The 17,060-nt window shown below is 43.1% G+C and carries 15 protein-coding genes; 3 read left to right on the top strand and 12 right to left on the bottom strand.

Annotation, left to right across the window (positions count from 1 at the left end; translation table 11 throughout):
• Window positions 1-19: 19 nt before the first annotated feature.
• The 6 genes from T546_RS0101620 to T546_RS0101590 all read right to left on the bottom strand — a co-directional run bounded on the left by T546_RS0101620 (window position 20) and on the right by T546_RS0101590 (window position 6,343).
• Window positions 20-748: a YebC/PmpR family DNA-binding transcriptional regulator gene (locus T546_RS0101620; protein ID WP_026890116.1), complete on the bottom strand. Its 729-nt coding sequence runs from the start codon at window positions 746-748 to the stop codon at window positions 20-22.
• A gap of 162 nt (window positions 749-910) precedes the next feature.
• Window positions 911-2,317: a hemolysin family protein gene (locus tag T546_RS22595; protein ID WP_034597434.1), complete on the bottom strand. Its 1,407-nt coding sequence runs from the start codon at window positions 2,315-2,317 to the stop codon at window positions 911-913.
• Between the two features lie 94 nt (window positions 2,318-2,411).
• The gene (locus tag T546_RS0101610) at window positions 2,412-2,759 is read right to left on the bottom strand and encodes a type II toxin-antitoxin system PemK/MazF family toxin (RefSeq protein WP_024835362.1); all 348 of its coding nucleotides are present in this window, start codon (window positions 2,757-2,759) and stop codon (window positions 2,412-2,414) included.
• Window positions 2,760-2,874: 115 nt separating this feature from the next.
• Window positions 2,875-4,062 (bottom strand): alanine racemase, encoded by a 1,188-nt coding sequence (alr, locus tag T546_RS0101605; RefSeq protein ID WP_026890115.1) that lies wholly within the window; start codon window positions 4,060-4,062, stop codon window positions 2,875-2,877.
• A 7-nt stretch (window positions 4,063-4,069) separates the two neighbouring features.
• Window positions 4,070-5,593: a bifunctional ADP-dependent NAD(P)H-hydrate dehydratase/NAD(P)H-hydrate epimerase gene (locus tag T546_RS0101600; protein ID WP_026890114.1), complete on the bottom strand. Its 1,524-nt coding sequence runs from the start codon at window positions 5,591-5,593 to the stop codon at window positions 4,070-4,072.
• A 93-nt stretch (window positions 5,594-5,686) separates the two neighbouring features.
• Window positions 5,687-6,343, bottom strand: coding sequence for a redox-sensing transcriptional repressor Rex (locus T546_RS0101590; RefSeq protein WP_024835359.1), 657 nt, complete (start codon window positions 6,341-6,343; stop codon window positions 5,687-5,689).
• A gap of 155 nt (window positions 6,344-6,498) precedes the next feature.
• Here T546_RS0101590 and abc-f point away from each other — a divergent pair, with 155 nt between their 5' ends.
• Window positions 6,499-8,412, top strand: a complete 1,914-nt coding sequence (gene abc-f, locus T546_RS0101585; RefSeq protein ID WP_026890113.1) for a ribosomal protection-like ABC-F family protein — start codon at window positions 6,499-6,501, stop codon at window positions 8,410-8,412.
• Window positions 8,413-8,453: 41 nt separating this feature from the next.
• Here abc-f and T546_RS0101580 read toward each other — a convergent pair whose 3' ends face one another.
• The 3 genes from T546_RS0101580 to T546_RS0101570 form a co-directional block, all read right to left on the bottom strand.
• Window positions 8,454-9,194 carry an NADPH-dependent oxidoreductase gene (locus tag T546_RS0101580; RefSeq protein ID WP_026890112.1) on the bottom strand — a complete coding sequence of 247 codons (741 nt, stop codon included), beginning with the start codon at window positions 9,192-9,194 and terminating at the stop codon, window positions 8,454-8,456.
• A gap of 32 nt (window positions 9,195-9,226) precedes the next feature.
• Window positions 9,227-9,592 (bottom strand): DUF1304 domain-containing protein, encoded by a 366-nt coding sequence (locus T546_RS0101575; protein ID WP_026890111.1) that lies wholly within the window; start codon window positions 9,590-9,592, stop codon window positions 9,227-9,229.
• A gap of 138 nt (window positions 9,593-9,730) precedes the next feature.
• Window positions 9,731-10,810: an N-acetylmuramoyl-L-alanine amidase family protein gene (locus tag T546_RS0101570; protein ID WP_026890110.1), complete on the bottom strand. Its 1,080-nt coding sequence runs from the start codon at window positions 10,808-10,810 to the stop codon at window positions 9,731-9,733.
• A gap of 185 nt (window positions 10,811-10,995) precedes the next feature.
• Here T546_RS0101570 and T546_RS0101565 point away from each other — a divergent pair, with 185 nt between their 5' ends.
• Window positions 10,996-11,229 (top strand): hypothetical protein, encoded by a 234-nt coding sequence (locus tag T546_RS0101565; protein WP_026890109.1) that lies wholly within the window; start codon window positions 10,996-10,998, stop codon window positions 11,227-11,229.
• A gap of 164 nt (window positions 11,230-11,393) precedes the next feature.
• Here the strand turns inward: T546_RS0101565 and T546_RS0101560 are convergent, their stop codons facing one another.
• A complete protein-coding gene (locus T546_RS0101560) occupies window positions 11,394-12,740 on the bottom strand; it encodes an Nramp family divalent metal transporter (RefSeq protein ID WP_156951273.1) in 1,347 nt (448 codons plus the stop codon).
• A 361-nt stretch (window positions 12,741-13,101) separates the two neighbouring features.
• Entirely contained in the window at window positions 13,102-14,076 is a 975-nt protein-coding gene (locus T546_RS0101555; protein ID WP_026890107.1) for a dihydrodipicolinate synthase family protein, read from the bottom strand.
• Between the two features lie 512 nt (window positions 14,077-14,588).
• Between T546_RS0101555 and T546_RS0101550 the strand changes: the two genes are divergently transcribed.
• Window positions 14,589-15,587 carry a LacI family DNA-binding transcriptional regulator gene (locus T546_RS0101550; RefSeq protein ID WP_026890106.1) on the top strand — a complete coding sequence of 333 codons (999 nt, stop codon included), beginning with the start codon at window positions 14,589-14,591 and terminating at the stop codon, window positions 15,585-15,587.
• Window positions 15,588-15,691: 104 nt separating this feature from the next.
• Here T546_RS0101550 and T546_RS0101545 read toward each other — a convergent pair whose 3' ends face one another.
• The gene (locus T546_RS0101545) at window positions 15,692-16,969 is read right to left on the bottom strand and encodes an adenylosuccinate synthase (protein ID WP_026890105.1); all 1,278 of its coding nucleotides are present in this window, start codon (window positions 16,967-16,969) and stop codon (window positions 15,692-15,694) included.
• Window positions 16,970-17,060 lie beyond the last annotated feature (91 nt).

The following is a 17,060-nucleotide window of genomic DNA, read 5'->3' as shown; positions in this document are numbered from 1 at the left end:
CCGCTCTTTTTATTCTTCTTTATTCGTCCCAGTTATGATAGGTCGCCTGCACATCATCTTCTACATCAAGAAGGTCTAAAATCCGGTTCATCTTCTTAATGGAATCTTCATCGGTAAGCTCAGCCCAGGTCTGAGGAATCATGGTGATATCTGCTTCGACCATAGGAATTTTCGCTGCCTCCAGCGCTTCTCTTACCGCACTGAACTCTTCTGGAGCCGTTACTACTTCAAAGCTGTCCTCTTCCTCAGAAAAGTCTTCGGCGCCAGCATCCAGAGCGATCATCATAAGCTCATCCGGATCCATGTCACACTCTTCTTTATCTATAATAATCTGACCTTTTTTATCAAACATAAAAGAAACACAACCAGGTGTTCCTACATTACCGCCGCCCTTAGTAAATGCATTCTTTACATTTGCCGCCGTACGGTTTTTATTGTCTGTCAATGTATCTACGATAATTGCGACTCCATTGGGGCCGTAACCTTCGTATGTAATGGTTTCATAGTTGACAGTACCAGCCTCACCAGCCGCTTTTTTGATTCCGCGGTCAATGGTATCATTAGGCATATTGTTTGCCTTGGCCTTTGCAATCACGTCACGGAGCCTACTATTGTTTGCAGGGTCTGGTCCGCCTTCTTTTACTGCAACTGCAATCTCTCTTCCGATGACAGTAAAGATCTTACCTTTTGCAGAATCGTTTCTCTCTTTTTTGTGTTTGATATTTGCGAACTTTGAATGTCCTGACATTGTTTAAAGCACTCCTTTTCTTTCTCTATTTCGTCCTTTATTTTCAGAAAATACATCTTTTCTATTTTAGCACTTATTATTTCATCTGGCAAGAAAAAATAATACACAGTCTCTAAAGAACCCCTGCATAACAGCAGGAATACTTTAGAGACTGTGCAAATATTAAGACAGAGCTTCGGAATGATCCTTCTCTGTTTCCATCTTATTTAATGAATCCACTTCTCCCTTAGGCTCATCGGTTTCTTCCTTCCGGACCAGAATTGACTGAATGATTTTATTTTTTACCTGGAGAATCTTAAACCGGTATCCAAGAATCGATACCTCCGTCTGTTCTCCCTCCTGAGGGATTCGGTCCAGCTTTGAAATCAAAAGGCCGCTTATGGTATCGTAGGAATCAAAATCCTCTTCCTCAAATTCAATATCCAATGCCTTTTCCACATCTTCCAAAAGCGTCATGCCATTCATGACATAGGAACCATCCTCGGAAGGAATAATATACTCCTCATCCAGATCGTATTCATCTAAAATATTACCTACGATTTCTTCCAGAATATCTTCCATGGTAACGATACCTGCCGTCTGGCCATACTCATCTACCACGATTACCATATGAATTTTCTCGGACTGCATCTCTTTAAACAGTTCGTTGATATTTCTGGTTTCCGGAATAAAGACAGCCTCCCGCAAAAGACCTTCTATCTCCCACAACTTCCGGGACACATTCTTTCTGTGCTCCACGGCAATAAGGGCATCTTTCATATGAAGGATACCAATGATGTCATCCACATCTTTTCTGTAGATGGGATAACGGGAATTAAGCCCTTCCTTGAGAATAAAATCAACTGCTTCCCGAAGGGGCATATCTCCATCCAAAGCCACAAGGCTTTTTCTATGAGTCATGATATCGCCGGCCTCTTTGTCGTTCAGCTCAAAGATGTTGGTAATCATCTCCGCTTCCCTGGCCTCTAACACGCCTTGCTCATGACCCTCGTTAACCATAGACATGATGTCCTCTTCTGTAACGTTCTCATTATCTGTTGCCATACCGATTCCAAGCAGTTTCAAGACAAAAAATGCTACCAGGTTTGCAAGCCAGGCTACTGGCCTCACCGGAATCATAAGAATGCTTACGACCGGCAAAAGTGCAAATCCCCACTTCTCTGGATTCTTCGCTGCACAGCGTTTTGGTATAATAATACCAAAGCTGATGAGCAGCACAATCAGTGCCAATGCCACTACAAAAAGACTTAAAAGAGAGATCCACTTTCCAGGAAATGCATGATTTCCAATTAAAATATTCCCTAAGTTGGCTCCCAGCTCTTCCAGTACAAAGGCTCCGGTAATCATACCGATTAAATTAGTAGTAATCTGAATGGTATTTACGAAAGGCGTAGGTCTGTTAACAATATGTAACAGCTTCCTGGCCTTTTCACTCCCATTCTCCATCTGGTGCTCCAGTTCGCTTGAATTCACATTTTGGATTGCTGCTCCAAAACCATAAAATATTGCGTCTAATACGATAAAAGCAATAAAAATAATCACGCGTATAAGCGGATTGCCATCGTCCATTCTAACTATCGACTCCTTTTGTTCATTATCATTCGTATTTTTCATGCAACTAAATAAAAATATACCATTTTATCAGCATTCCGTCAATAATGAACTATGTACCCAGTTCCAGGCTGACCCTCAATGCACAGTCCACTTCCTGCTGAAGTTCTTCATCGATATGGCAAATCTTCTCTTTCAGCCTCTGCTTATCAATGGTACGCAGCTGCTCTAAAAGAATTACCGAATCTTTAATCATGTCGCATTTTTTTGTATCGAGCTCCACATGGGTGGGGAGCTTAGCCTTGTTCATTCTGGAAGTAATCGCTGCACAGATCACCGTTGGGCTGTGCTTATTTCCTATGTCGTTCTGTATAATAAGAACCGGGCGAATACCGCCTTGTTCAGAACCTACCACCGGTCTCAAATCGGCATAATAGATGTCTCCACGTCTGATTATCACATTATCACACTCCGTCAATTTATTTAAGTCTATTATTGACCTTCTTTGACTCGTGTATACACTTAAGTTTTTCCACTGCATACCTTATGATATGTTTTGGACATGGAGTTTGTTATCACACCTTTTGAAACCCTTTATAAATATCATCAAAATAATCCTTGGTACCTGCTACCTCGCCTCCCTGAATGTAGACTCTGGGGACCCGTTTGCCGATATCACATAAAATTTCGTAATGAAATCCACCGCAGGCTTCTGCTATGTCCTCTACGGTAATCTCATTCTCTCCCTGTTTCCCAATCAAAACAGCTTCGTCATCTTCCTCCACGCCTTCAATGTCCGTGACATCCACCATGAACTGATCCATGCACACCCTTCCAAGAATCCTGGCTCTCTGACCCCGGATCAGTACCTCACCTTTACCGGAAAGGTTTCTGGGATACCCGTCCCCATATCCTACGGGTATGGTGGCTATCACCATTTCTTTATCAGCAACAAAGGTGCCTCCATAGCTTACAGCCGTACCTGGTGCGATTGTTTTTATGTAAGTAACCACGCTTTTTAACCCCATGACAGGTCTAAGCTTTACGGTCTCTTTGTCAACCTCATGGGAAGGATAAAGACCATAAATAGAGATACCGGCCCGGACCGCATGGAAATTAGCAGCCGGAAGATCCAGGATACCGGCACTGTTGGAACAGTGAAGGATAGGAATCTCTACACCTCTTTCCAAAAGCAGGTCTGTAAATCTCCGGTACTCCTCCATCTGCCTGTTGGTAGCCGTCTTATCTGTCTCATCTGCCTTTGCAAAATGAGTGAATAATCCTTCCACTTCAATTCCTGAAAGACTTTTTATCTTCACCGCCTCATCGGCAGCTTCCTCCGTTACAGGAAGTCCGATCCGGCTCATACCAGTATCCACCACTAAATGAATGACGGCTTTTTTTCCTGCCCTCAGAGCTGCTTCTGAAAGAAGGCTGGCTCTTTTATATTGGAACACTGCCGATGCGATTCCATACTGGATCAAAAGGTCGTAGCCGTCAGCAGGAACGACACCAAGCACCAGAATGGGCTTTTCAATGCCGTGCTTTCTTAAAATAACCCCCTCCTCTACGGTAGCGACTGCATATCCCCACACATAAGGGTCGATTGCCATGGCAACAGGAACCGATCCATGTCCATAACCATCTGACTTCACAACGCCGATCATCTTCGTTCCTTCTGTCAGATTTGCTCTCATGGCCTCCATATTGTGTCTGACTGCATCCAAATCCACCGTTTCAAAAACCCTGCCATATAATCTCATCTTCCTGTTACCTCGTTTGCTCCTGCAATATTGTATAAATTTCTTCTGTCAGCTGACTTGCTAAAAGACTGTAACTTCCGTATTTTTCCCGCACGGCATCTCCGGCCAGCCCATGAAGCCAGACCCCTAATGCTGCCCCATCGGATTCCTCAAGCCCAAGAGCTAAAAGTCCGGCTATGATCCCTGTTAAAACATCACCGGATCCTGCTTTTGCCATGGCACTGTTACCGGAGGAATTTACATAGGTCCTCTGATTCTTTAGCGCGCCTATGGTCACGGCATCCTTTAAAACGCAGGTGATGCCAAAACGGTCTGCGTATTCCCTGGCTGCCGCAATTAAATTCTTTTTAATGGCCTCCACCGAGCTTCCGGTCAGTCTTGCCATCTCCCCAAGGTGGGGAGTCACTATAATATTTTCAGTAAAATATCCGGTCAGATCCGGATGATCGGCAATGGCACCCAGTCCATCTGCATCCAGGATAATCGGGACATAGGCGTTTGTAAGCACCTCTTCCACCAGATTCTTCACATAAGGCTCTCGCCCAAGTCCAGGCCCAAGAACGATGACACTGGCCCACTCACACTGTTTTTTCAAAAGTTCCTTAAAGGCTGTCGTATCTGCTGCGGCTTCTTCCGGGTCATACGTTGCAATAATTGCCTCCGGCAGCCCTGACTGAAGAATTGTACGGTTTTCTTCTATTGTAAATATCTTCACAAGGCCCGCCCCGGTCCGGTAAGCTGCAAGGGCGCTTAAGTAGGCCGCACCGCTCATATTACGCCCTCCCGCAACCACCAGGACCTTGCCGAAGCTGCCTTTGTTGGAATAGGCCGGACGCAGAGGAATTTCCTTTGTATCCCCTGATTCAAAGGTAAAAAAGCTTGGCTTGATGGCGGAAAGACTTTGATCAGGAAAACCGATGTCCGCTATCACAACCCTGCCGCTGTACTCTTTTCCCGGATACAGCATGGTTCCAAGCTTCTCAAAGCCAAAGGTGACCGTTACATCTGCCCGTAACGCTGTCCCCATGATCTGCCCTGAGTCAGAATGTATGCCGGAGGGAATATCCACTGCTACCGTAATTTCAGGCCTTAAAGCGATGGCCTTTTCCATAATTTCCTTATAGGTGCCAAGTACCTCCCTGTTAAGACCAACGCCAAACAGAGCATCTACAAGCAGATCGCAGTCTCCAGGGGGAAATTCCGGGCAGTTTACCAATTGGACTCCAAGCTTTTTGGCTATGTCAAGCTGCACCAGCCATTCCCTGCTTCCATTCTCCCTGGTTCCAGCAAGGATTGCCCAGGTCTTGTATCCTTTTAAATGAAGGAGCCTGGCAACGGCAATGCCATCTCCTCCATTATTTCCATTGCCGCATAGAACCCAGATATTGCTTTTCTTATTAACCAGCGCTTCTATCTCACTGACAACGGCCAAAGCCGCCCGCTCCATAAGAACCAGAGAAGGGATTCCAATGGTTTCTATGGTATAGCGATCCACTTCTTTCATCTGATCTCCAGTCACCAGATTTCTCAAAATGCATTCACCTTTCTTTCATATAGAAAACAGCCGGCAGCCAAGAGTTCTTCCTCTCTGTCTGCCGGCAGGCTCATTCACTATTTATCCAGATTATCTGTCCTCTAAATCAGCAGTACCATCCTGCATGCTGCATACACGGTAAGACAGACGCATAAGACTTTCTGATAAATGTACATTCTCTACTACAACATCATCAGGTACTGTTAAATCTGTATGGGCAAAATTCCAGATAGCCTTGATTCCTGCCTGAACAAGGCGGTCTGCAATTTCCGGCGCCTTGGTCTTTGGTATGGTCAGGGCTGCAATCTGGACGTCATTCTCTCTCACAAAGGTTTCCAGATCGTCCACGCTTCGAATTTCAATTCCGCGGACAACAAGCCCGATCAGACGCGGATTGATATCGAACATTCCTTTAATCAGAAAACCACGCTTTTCAAAATTGGCATAATTGGCAATGGCCTGACCTAAGTTTCCTGCGCCAATGATGACAAGATTATGCTGCCTGTCGATTCCCAGTATCTTTGCTATCTCCGTATATAAATATTTCACGTTATAGCCATAGCCCTGTTGACCGAACCCACCGAAGTTATTCAAATCCTGACGGATCTGAGAAGCGGTCACCTTCATTCGTATGCTTAAATCATTGGAGGAAATCCGTTCCACTCCTTCTTCCAGCAGCTCTCCAAGATATCGGTAATATCTAGGAAGCCTGGCAATCACTGCTTTTGAAATTTCTTTATCTGCCACATCTTCACCTTCTTTTACTCAGAATAAACTATCATTATTATAACTTCACGTCAAAATAATGTCAAACTAGTTTTTCTATTGAATCCTTGAAAAAACAAAAGACCTATATTATACTAATCCTATTGTCTTACACTTATTCGGGAGGAAATTATAACATGATTTTGTCATGCAGTAACATAAGCAAAGCATTTGGAAGCAATGAAGTCATAAAGCACGCTTCCTTTCATATAGAGGAGCATGAAAAAGCAGCAATCGTTGGAATCAACGGCGCTGGGAAATCTACTCTATTAAAAATCATCATTGGAGAAATGCCTTCCGACGAGGGAGAGGTAGTCATCTCCAAAGGGAAAACCATGGGATACTTATCCCAGCACCAGGACCTTTCCGGTGAGCGCACTGTTTTTGAAGAGGTCCTTGAAATCAAACGGCCCATTATTGAGATGGAAGCAAAGATCCGCCAGATGGAACTGGATATGAAACACCTTACAGGCGATGAGCTTAATGATATGCTATCCTCCTACAGCCGGCTGAATCATGAATTTGAACAGCAAAACGGTTACGCTTATCAAAGTGAGGTGACCGGTGTATTAAAAGGACTTGGATTTGTTGAGGAAGATTTTAAAAAGCCTGTCAGTGCTTTATCCGGAGGACAAAAGACCCGTGTTGCTTTAGGACGCCTTCTTCTGTCAAAGCCGGATATCATTCTCCTTGACGAGCCTACCAACCATCTGGATATGGAATCCATTGCCTGGCTGGAGGGCTATCTGGTCAACTACGACGGGAGCGTAATCATCGTTGCCCATGACCGTTACTTCTTAGACCGGGTGGTTACAAAAATCGTTGAGCTTGATAATGGCATTATGAGTGTTTATCAGGGAAACTATACGGATTACAGCGGCAAAAGAGCCATGATCCGGGAAGCAAAGATGAAAGCTTATCTCAATCAGCAGCAGGAAATCAAACATCAGGAAGAAGTAATCACAAAATTAAAATCCTTTAACAGGGAAAAATCCATCCGTCGGGCAGAAAGCCGGGAAAAGATGCTGGATAAGATAGAACGCCTGGATAAGCCCAGCGAAGTAAATGATGAGATGAAAATCAGGCTGGAACCCAATATTATCAGCGGAAATGATGTTCTGACCGTACGGAATCTAAAAAAAGCCTTTGATCAGAACCTCCTGTTCGATCACGTGGATTTTGAGATCAAACGTGGAGAACGGGTTGCCATCATCGGCGGCAACGGCACAGGAAAAACCACTATATTAAAGATGTTAAATGGCATTCTGGGCGCAGACCAGGGTGAAATTATATTAGGCTCCAAGGTACATATCGGGTACTATGACCAGGAGCACCAGGTTCTTCATATGGATAAAACTCTATTTGATGAGCTTCAGGATACGTATCCTTCCATGAATAATACCCAGATCAGAAACATACTGGCCGCATTCTTATTTACCGGTGACGATGTGTACAAGCGAGTCAAGGACTTAAGCGGTGGAGAACGGGGACGAGTCTCTCTTGCAAAGCTCATGCTTTCTGAGGCCAATTTCCTCATCCTCGATGAGCCTACCAACCATCTGGATATTACCTCAAAGGAGATTCTTGAGGAGGCACTGAACAATTATACAGGAACCGTACTTTACGTATCCCATGACCGTTATTTCATTAACCGGACTGCTACAAGGATCCTGGATTTAACCAATCAGACTATGGTAAACTATATCGGTAATTACGATTATTATCTGGAAAAAAGAGAACTGATGACAAGCCTTTATGCCGCTTCCCCTGTAACAGCGGAAGCTCTCAGGGAAGATACCACTGAGACAAAGCTGGACTGGAAGGCTCAAAAAGAAGAACAGGCCCGCTTAAGAAAGCGCCAAAACGAGCTTAAGAAGATTGAGGATGAGATTCACAAGCTGGAGACCAGGGATGGGGAAATCGATGAACTTCTTGTAAAAGAAGAAATTTTTACTGATGTACCAAAGCTTATGGAACTGAATCAGGAAAAAGATGCCATCGGAAAGCAGCTGGAGTCGTTATATCAGCAGTGGGAGGAACTGGCGGAATAAAACATCAGGCAGCCGAAGATTCGGCTGCCTGTATTTATGTTCTATTTATCATTCAAAAATTTTTGTTTCTTCATAGTGGGATATACCTCAGGATAGTATATACTCTGGTAAATGCCGGAGGTGAACTTGCTCCAGTTTCCTTCCTGTTCCCGGCCAATCTCTTTTAAATAGTCTTCCATATCCTTATCATACTGTTCCATGGACTCTAAAAGACCACTGGTATGATAGACTTCCTCGTGCTTAAAGGTATCAAAGGGAAGTCTTGGTTTCTTATGGGAATGATCCTTCGGATATCCTAAAGCAAGACCAACGACAGGATATGTGTACTCCGGAAGCTTTAATAATTCAATCAGCTCTGCCGGGTTCTTTCGCACTCCGCCAATGGGAACGATTCCAAGTCCCAGAGATTCTGCTGAAATAATAGCAGCTCCCATCTGAAGTCCTGCATCAAAGGTACCAACCATGGTTCCCTCTACGCTTTCATGAATCGCCTGAGTAAGACCATTCTTCTCAGCAGCTAACTTTGTCTTGTAAAAATCAATAAGAAACAGTAAAAATACAGGCGCATTCTCAATCCAGGTCTGGTTTCCTGTATACTCAGCAATTTTTTTCTTGGTATCTTTATCTTTTATTACAATGACAGAAGTCTGCTGCCCATTGATGGAATTTGGCATAGCCTGAGCTGATCTTAAAATTTCATCAATCACGGCATCGTCAACGTCCTTGTCAAGAAAGCTTCTTATGGATCTGTGGTCCTGGATTAATTTGATTGTCTCGTTCATGTTTTCTCTCTCCTATTTCTTTATTTTCCCCATTACGGGATTAATATAACTACTAATAGTACCAAAAGTGCCGGCAGTGCCTGCTTGAAAAAGATTGACTTTGAGGAAGTCAGAGCACCGTAGCTTCCGGCAATAACAACGCATGACAGGAAAAATACGGCTATGTTCGCCGCCCATATGGGATCCCCAATGAATAAGGACCAAATAAGGCCGGCAGATAAAAATCCATTATACAGTCCCTGATTTGCCGCAAGACCCTTTGTCTTTTCAAAAAGCGTATGGTCTATAGAGGTAAATATACGCTTACCGGTTGTTGTCCATGCAAACATTTCTACCCAAAGAATGTACAAATGCTCTGCTGCAATGACAGCTATCAATGCTTTAGTCAATAATGCCATCGTTTCACTTCCTTTTTAATTTTATTAAATTAAATTGCATTAAATCTATATATCGATAATATACCATCTACTACCATTTGTCAATTATAAATTTACTTTTTTATACGACAAAAGCGGCCCCGGTTCGTCCAAAGCCGCTCATTTATCTGTTTTCTGCTCATACAAAATGTCTTTTAATATACCAATTGCCTCCGGGGCTGCCGCTTCCATCTCCGATCTTGTGTAAGGGGATTCCACATAGGCTCCTACCAGCTTACCAAAATAAAATGTCATATCATCGGAATAGTAATCCGGTATGTAAATAAAATCCTCCAAAAGATCACGATACATCATAAGATCCGTGCCTGATTTGCTGTTGCTTTTATAACAGCCGGAGGCATAACCGATATACTCACCGAATGCCTGGGAAAGCTCGCCCGGGTTGCAGATCTTAATCTTTTTATAATTGATATCCAGCTTATGACCAACGTAATAGATGCCGTTTCCTGTCATTGGCGCTTCAAAATACTGCTTATCCGGATAATAAAGAATCTGCCAGCCCTGGTCAACAAACTTCTTGACCCACTGTCTTGGAACGTTTTTAGAAGATTCTGTAAATGCCTCCTTTACATCGGCAGGCAGAGAATAAGAGCTTTTCTTCGCCTTTACAATGATATCCAGCTCCCGGTTTCGTACCCCCTTCTCATCCATATAGGCAAGTCCTACATACTGATTGGCAGCCATCTGCCCGTTATCGAAGAAATAGTACCGATTTCCAGATATGTTCTTATAGCCGGAAGAAGCCATCTCTCCTTTTGTAGAGAACCAATACCAGCTTCCGTCATCATCCTGAAACCAGCCTTTTTGCGCCTTCCCATCCATGCCGTAATAATGCCACTTTTCATCATCTTCATTGTAGCACCAGCCAATCTCCTGCTCCCCGGTTTCAGCAAAGCAGTATTCCACTCCCTTGATCTTCAGCCAGTCCGTAGCCATATAACCATCGTTGTCAAAATAATACCAGCTGCCGTTTATACTTTCCCAGGTATTCCTTTTAAAGCCTCCCTGGCCATCGATATATTTCCAGCCATCAAAATCCTTTTGCCAGTTCCACTCTGTTTCCGGTGCCAAGGATTGGCCGCTTAATGGTGTGGAATCTGTTTCCTCTGCGGCAGATACCGTGATACAACCCAGGCTTATGAGGATACAGACAGACACCGTTATCCATGTTTTCTTCAAGGATTGTAACACCCCTTCCAAGCTGTCCCTGTTATTTAATAGAAATTCTACTATAATTTAGGTAAAAAGTACAGGACAGAAGCCAAAACTTTTTATTAAGATTCTGTAAGGGATTCTTTTCATTTTCCATTTTATGGGATATAATAGAAACAATACTCAGGTTCAGAAAGCGAGGTACTTTACCTATGAAATGGAAACGCCCTCTGGCAATGATCGGAGTCATCTTAATCATATCCATGTATATCATTGCGTTATTCGCTGCATTTTCCCGGCATCCGGATTCAAAGAACTGGCTGTTGGCTGCTATTTTTTCAACGGTTGCTGTTCCTGTCTTTCTATATGTGGTGCAGCTGGTGGCCCGCGTCTTAAAGCCGGAGGAACGAGATAAAAAAAACAACCGGGAAGACAAGGAAGTTTAAAATTTCTATGGGAATGTTGGGAGATGTTTCAAAGAGCACTTCCAGCATTTTTTATTGCAATAAAATACATCTATAAGAATCCTCCCTTATGAGCCATACCAAAGCCTCATACTAAGCGGGTGAAAACCTATAGATGTATTCTAATGATAACAAGGTATTTCGTTTTAGAACAGCGCTGCCATAGAATGGATAAATTTCGGTACTGCACCAGCTAATGCATATATGGTCACAAATAAATAGAATATGTAACTGATGGTCATACAGATCTGTAATGCCCTTGGTTCTTTAATCCCACGGTTAATATCCTTTCTCCAGATCATCCTTGTAATAAATAATCCTGCAACAGGTGTTGCTACCCCGGTGGCAACATTGGATAAATAGATCAATTGAACCGGAGATTTTCCATAGCTGAAACAAATGGCCGTACCAATGGCAAGAACAATCATGGAACCAATTTTAATGTTCTTTCCGTCCAATGCCGTTGGCTGATTCACACCTGCACTAAACAGTACAACTCCTCTTGCAGTATTTCCTAAAATAGCGGAGAACGCTGCGGAAAGCAGGGCAATCCCCATAACAAGCGGAGCTGCATTTCCAAGTACTGGAATCAGCATAGCTGCCAGATCAGCCGGGGCGTTAATGGTCGCTCCCGTGGGATTCATAACGATGGCTCCGACCAGGATAATTGCAATACTGATAACGACAACTCCAAAAATATGTGCGGCTGCATCAGTCATCATTACGCCGTTGAATAAATCCTGCTTTTTCCACTTCTTTTCATTGCCGAGATAGGTTCCATAAATTCCAGTCGTTAATGAGGCACTGGAACCAATGAATCCAATGATCACCGGAAGACTTCCCACTGGAAACTTCCACTGAACAAGTCCTCTGGCAGTTTCCCTGGTATCAGGCCCGCCAGACATGACCAGAACAACCAGGAAAGCAATTGTCATAGCACATAGCGCAACCATAATTCCTTTTTCTATCTTATTATAAACATTCTTAGAAAAATAGCAGAATATTACCGCAGCCATGATAATGACAGCTCCAAGCTTCCAGTTGATTCCAAAAATCAGATTCATTCCGGCTCCGATGCCAGAGATGTTTCCAATCGTAAAAAACATGCAGGCTAAGAATGTAGCAATGCCAACGAAACCAGCAGCAGTCTTACCGTAATAATGACGGATCGCATGAATGGACGGCATCCCAGTCAGCATCGACAGTCTATAAGTTGTCAGCATAAATGTAGTTCCCATAAATAAAACAGGAATCATGATCCAAAGCAAACGGTATCCGAATTGAGCACCGATCATGGCTGAAGTTGTCAATGATCCCGGCCCGAGTACGATACCTGCTAAAATAAACCCCGGTCCTACTTTTTTTAACAGTTCCCCAAGAGGAAGACGTTTAACGGTCTTTGGATCAAACCCCAATACATTATCAGCAGCAACCTCCGTCGTATCATTGAACTCTTGTGTAATTACTAAATCCCCCGCATAATTACCTTCCATAAATACCCTCCTAATCGCTTGAGCATAATTATTATGTACGTATTGTGTAAATTGTAAAAATCAAACAACAAGGCATGCATGCAATCGTTTGTTTTTGTTGATTCATTTTATAACACTCCCCTTAATTCCGTCAATATTTACAACTGTTTCTGCAATATGTTGCATTTAATATTAATTATGTCTAAATAGTACTAAATTACAAATCCTTTCCTATCAAATCAATTGCGGATTCAATAGCACAGGCCATCTAAACGAAACAGGCGCCATGACCATAAAAGAAAGCTGATTTTGGATCATGTCCAGAACCAGCTCTCTTTCCTATCCTTTATAAATGGGATTGTTCCTGTTTTAAATGTCCGGATTAATCCAGAAACTGCTTCATATCAACGTTTGCAAGCTCACTGCGCTCAAGACCCAGTGCAATCCAATCCTTTTCCTCTTGATTTAATGGCAATACCGGTTTGCGCATGAGTCCGGAAGTAAAGACTCCTCGCTGTACCAGCGCCTCTTTTAAACGTGCATGAGCTTCACCAGACGGCTGTCCGCCACCATAGATTGCCTGGGAGATATGATAAATACGATCGGACCAGTTCTGTGCTTCTTTTAATGTGTGTTTGTCTGGATTCTTAAACACATCCCATGCCGGGCAGATAATCTCAGGAACGCAGCCTGCAAAGCCGATTAATGCGCCATCCATTCCAGGGAACCAGCTGACACAAAGTGTTTCATCGTGGCAGGTGATAAGTGAGATATCAGGACATTCCTGGCGAAGCAGACGTACATCATGCTCATAAATGGAAGTAACACGGGTTCCCATCTTGATGCATTTTACGTGATCGATTTCTTTGCACATTTTAATTAAAGTTTCTACCGGATAAAATGCCTTGCTGATAGCTGGATATAAGTGAATGATAATATCAATATCAGCGCCTTCTGCTACATCCTTTACATACTCAAACGGCGCATCCCCATGCATTCCGAAACGAAGCCACATATGAGGAGGCATTAACAGAATTCCATCTGCACCAGCTTCCTTTGCTTCCTTTGCCATTTCAATGGACTCTGCGGTGTTCTCGCAGTTAATACCGGAAATAATTGTCATTACATCACCGCACTCTTCGCTGCAGATTTCAACGACACGTTTACGTTCTGGACGTGACAGACCTGTTATTTCACCAGTATGACCATTACATACTAACCCCTCAATTCCCTTACCATAAAATGTTTTAAGCCAACGAAGATATGCACGGAACTCTTTTTCATCAATAGAATAATCATCTTTTAACGGAACAGAAACAGCTGGGAAAATTGTTTTGAAATTTTTAGTTTTTGCCATAATATTTTCTCCTTACATTCGACCATTTGTTTGATATGTAAGCATTGCGCATATGCTTCAAGTTTTAATACAAACGTTTGTATATCTTGTGTAACTCTTTTATATCATGCCAGTTTTATACCGTCAACATTATAGAGGTATCCTGCAATTTTTTGCACAAATCAAAGAACATGACACGGTAACGGAAAATGAAGATTGGTAAAATTACATTTCATAAGGAGAAAAAAAATTCCCACAAAAGCCAGATAACATAAAGGTTTTTAAGTATTTTTATAAATGAAAGTGCAGAAAAACATCTAAATCAAAAGGTATAAATGAAGGATAAAAACCGAATGCAGACCCGTGTCCCTCCCTGTACCCATATTGACACAAAAAGAGAGAAACACTATAATGAAAGCGTGGATAACAAACGTTTGCACACGCTATATGAGCCTGTACATAGATCCTCCCTCCACTATAAAAGAACTGATTACTATGATATCTGATTGAAAGAGAAAGGAGCCAGCCCGCTTATGGCCACTTTAAAGGATGTAGCAAAACTGGCCTGTGTTGATGTCAGTACAGCGTCCAGAGCACTGAATAATTCTTCTTATGTGCATCCCGAAACAAAGGCAAGAGTTTATGCTGCAGTCAAGCAGCTCAGTTACCACCCTAATCTTTTGGCCAAAGGCCTTCGCCAGGGGAAACGACACACCATAGGGGTCGTGGTTCCCAGTATCAGCATGTCAGTTTTTTCGGAGATCACCCAGGGCATAGAACTGGAAGCCCGTAAGTTTGGCTATGAAACATTGATCTGCTGTACCTCAGATGATCCAAATGTTGAAAAGGAGTGCTTAAATCGACTGCGAAATGGGTTCGGAGACGGCATTATCATAGCTTCAACCGGTGAGAATTCCCGCATGATCCGGGATATCAGAGACAATGGGATACCGGTCGTCCAAGTGGTACGGCGACAGGATAAGACCATGAGCAGTGTTGTAACTGATTATCATGAGATCGCCTATAATGGAGTCAAATATCTGGTATCCAAAGGCTGCCGCCATATCGGTTTAATTAACGGTTTTTCAAAACTGATTCCCTACCGCGACCGCTATCGAGGCTATCATGATGCAATTAGTGAATGCAGTCTGACCGAAAACGTGGTGGGGCTTTCCGGCCCATCCCGTAATTATTTTAAGGAAGGCTACGAGGGTGTCGCTCAGCTGCTTTTAGAAGATCCTCAGCTGGATGCCATTATGGCTGCGGTGGATATGCATGGAATTGGCGTTCTTCGGGCGCTGAAAAAAGAGGGACTTCAATTTCCAGAACAAATCAAAGTCATGAGCCTGACTGGACATTGTATTGGTGATATGCTTGAAACTCCCATGACCTCCATGGAGATGCCAGCCATGGAAATGGGAAGTAAGGCGGTTCAGCTATTAATCGGGGAAATGGAGTCAGAACAGGAAATTGTGCCGGCATACCAGCACATTATATTCCACGCTTCTTTAGCAGAACGGGAAACAACATAAACATAATCCCTTGAAACGTAATCTCTAGCATATAAAATAAAACGGAGAACAAGACCGGGCATATGCCCTTATCCTTATTCTCCGTTTTATTCTAAGCGATCATCTTACTTACGGTATATAATCTCATCTCTTCCAGGACCATTTGAAACCATAGTGATTGGTGTCTCCAGTTCCTTTTCAATGAATTCAATGTATTTTCTGCAGTTTTCCGGAAGCTCTTCGTATTTTGTAATTCCACGAATCTCACATTTCCAGCCAGGAAGTGTGGTGTATACTGGCTTTGCCTTGTTAAGCTTAGAGGTTGTTGGGAAATCCTTTGTGATCTCACCGTCAATCTCATATCCGATACATACTGGAAGCTCATCAAGATAACCCAATACATCGAGGACCGTTAAAGCAACCTCTGTAGCTCCCTGAATCCGGCAACCATATCTGGAAGCAACGGCATCAAACCAGCCCATACGTCTTGGACGTCCTGTGGTCGCGCCAAACTCGCCGCCATCTCCGCCTCTTATTCTCAGTTCATCCGCTTCCTCACCAAAAATCTCACTGACAAATGCACCAGCACCAACCGCGCTGGAATATGCCTTAACAACGGTAGTGATATTTTTGATTTCATATGGAGGAATTCCGGCACCAATAGCACCATAAGCTGCAAGGGTGGAGGAAGAGGTTACCATCGGATAAATTCCATGATCCGTATCCTTTAAGGAGCCAAGCTGTCCTTCCAAAAGAATGCTCTTTCCTTCTTTAATTGCATCATGAAGATACTTGGATACATCGCATACGAATGGCTCTACCATCTCGCGGTATTCCAGGAGAGTCGCCAGCAGTTCGTCCGGACTAATCAATGGCTTATGATATAAATGCTCTAAAAGAATATTTTTAGTTTCACATACACGAACTACTTTTTCTTTTAACGCTTCCTCATCAAACAGCTCGCTTACCTGAAAACCGATCTTAGCGTATTTATCTGAATAAAATGGAGCAATTCCTGATTTCGTAGAACCAAATGACTGTTTACCAAGACGCTCTTCTTCATACTGATCAAAGAGAATGTGGTATGGCATCAGGATCTGTGCACGGTCAGATACAAGTACCTGTGGTCTTGGCACGCCCTTGCTTACCAGATCACCCACTTCTTTTACAAGAAACGGGATGTTTAATGCAACACCATTACCAATGATGCTTGTTGTATGATTGTAGAATACGCCGGAAGGCAGAAGGTGAAGCGCGAACTTGCCATAATTGTTGATAATTGTATGTCCAGCGTTGCTTCCTCCCTGGTAACGTACAATAATATCAGATTCCTTTGCCAGCATGTCTGTAATCTTGCCTTTTCCTTCGTCGCCCCAGTTGGCGCCTACGATTGCTCTTACCATTTGATTGTTCCTCCTTCGAGTGAAAAATACCTTTTACTTCTATATGATATCGTAAAGAACCGCATAAGTAAAATCAATATTATTTATATTT

It is taken from the genome of [Clostridium] aerotolerans DSM 5434, from assembly GCF_000687555.1.
Classification (GTDB): Bacteria; Bacillota; Clostridia; order Lachnospirales; family Lachnospiraceae; genus Lacrimispora; species Lacrimispora aerotolerans.
This window is presented reverse-complemented; position numbering and strand designations above follow the sequence as displayed.

Excerpts from the sequence above, each read along its gene's own strand:
- T546_RS0101620 (WP_026890116.1), bottom strand. The coding sequence starts at position 748 with ATGTCAGGACATTCAAAGTTCGCAAATATCAAACACAAAAAAGAGAGA.
- T546_RS22595 (WP_034597434.1), bottom strand. The coding sequence starts at position 2,317 with ATGGACGATGGCAATCCGCTTATACGCGTGATTATTTTTATTGCTTTT.
- alr (WP_026890115.1), bottom strand. The coding sequence starts at position 4,062 with ATGAGATTATATGGCAGGGTTTTTGAAACGGTGGATTTGGATGCAGTC.
- abc-f (WP_026890113.1), top strand. The coding sequence starts at position 6,499 with ATGATTTTGTCATGCAGTAACATAAGCAAAGCATTTGGAAGCAATGAA.
- T546_RS0101580 (WP_026890112.1), bottom strand. The coding sequence starts at position 9,194 with ATGAACGAGACAATCAAATTAATCCAGGACCACAGATCCATAAGAAGC.
- T546_RS0101575 (WP_026890111.1), bottom strand. The coding sequence starts at position 9,592 with ATGGCATTATTGACTAAAGCATTGATAGCTGTCATTGCAGCAGAGCAT.
- T546_RS0101565 (WP_026890109.1), top strand. The coding sequence starts at position 10,996 with ATGAAATGGAAACGCCCTCTGGCAATGATCGGAGTCATCTTAATCATA.
- T546_RS0101560 (WP_156951273.1), bottom strand. The coding sequence starts at position 12,740 with ATGGAAGGTAATTATGCGGGGGATTTAGTAATTACACAAGAGTTCAAT.
- T546_RS0101555 (WP_026890107.1), bottom strand. The coding sequence starts at position 14,076 with ATGGCAAAAACTAAAAATTTCAAAACAATTTTCCCAGCTGTTTCTGTT.
- T546_RS0101550 (WP_026890106.1), top strand. The coding sequence starts at position 14,589 with ATGGCCACTTTAAAGGATGTAGCAAAACTGGCCTGTGTTGATGTCAGT.
- T546_RS0101545 (WP_026890105.1), bottom strand. The coding sequence starts at position 16,969 with ATGGTAAGAGCAATCGTAGGCGCCAACTGGGGCGACGAAGGAAAAGGC.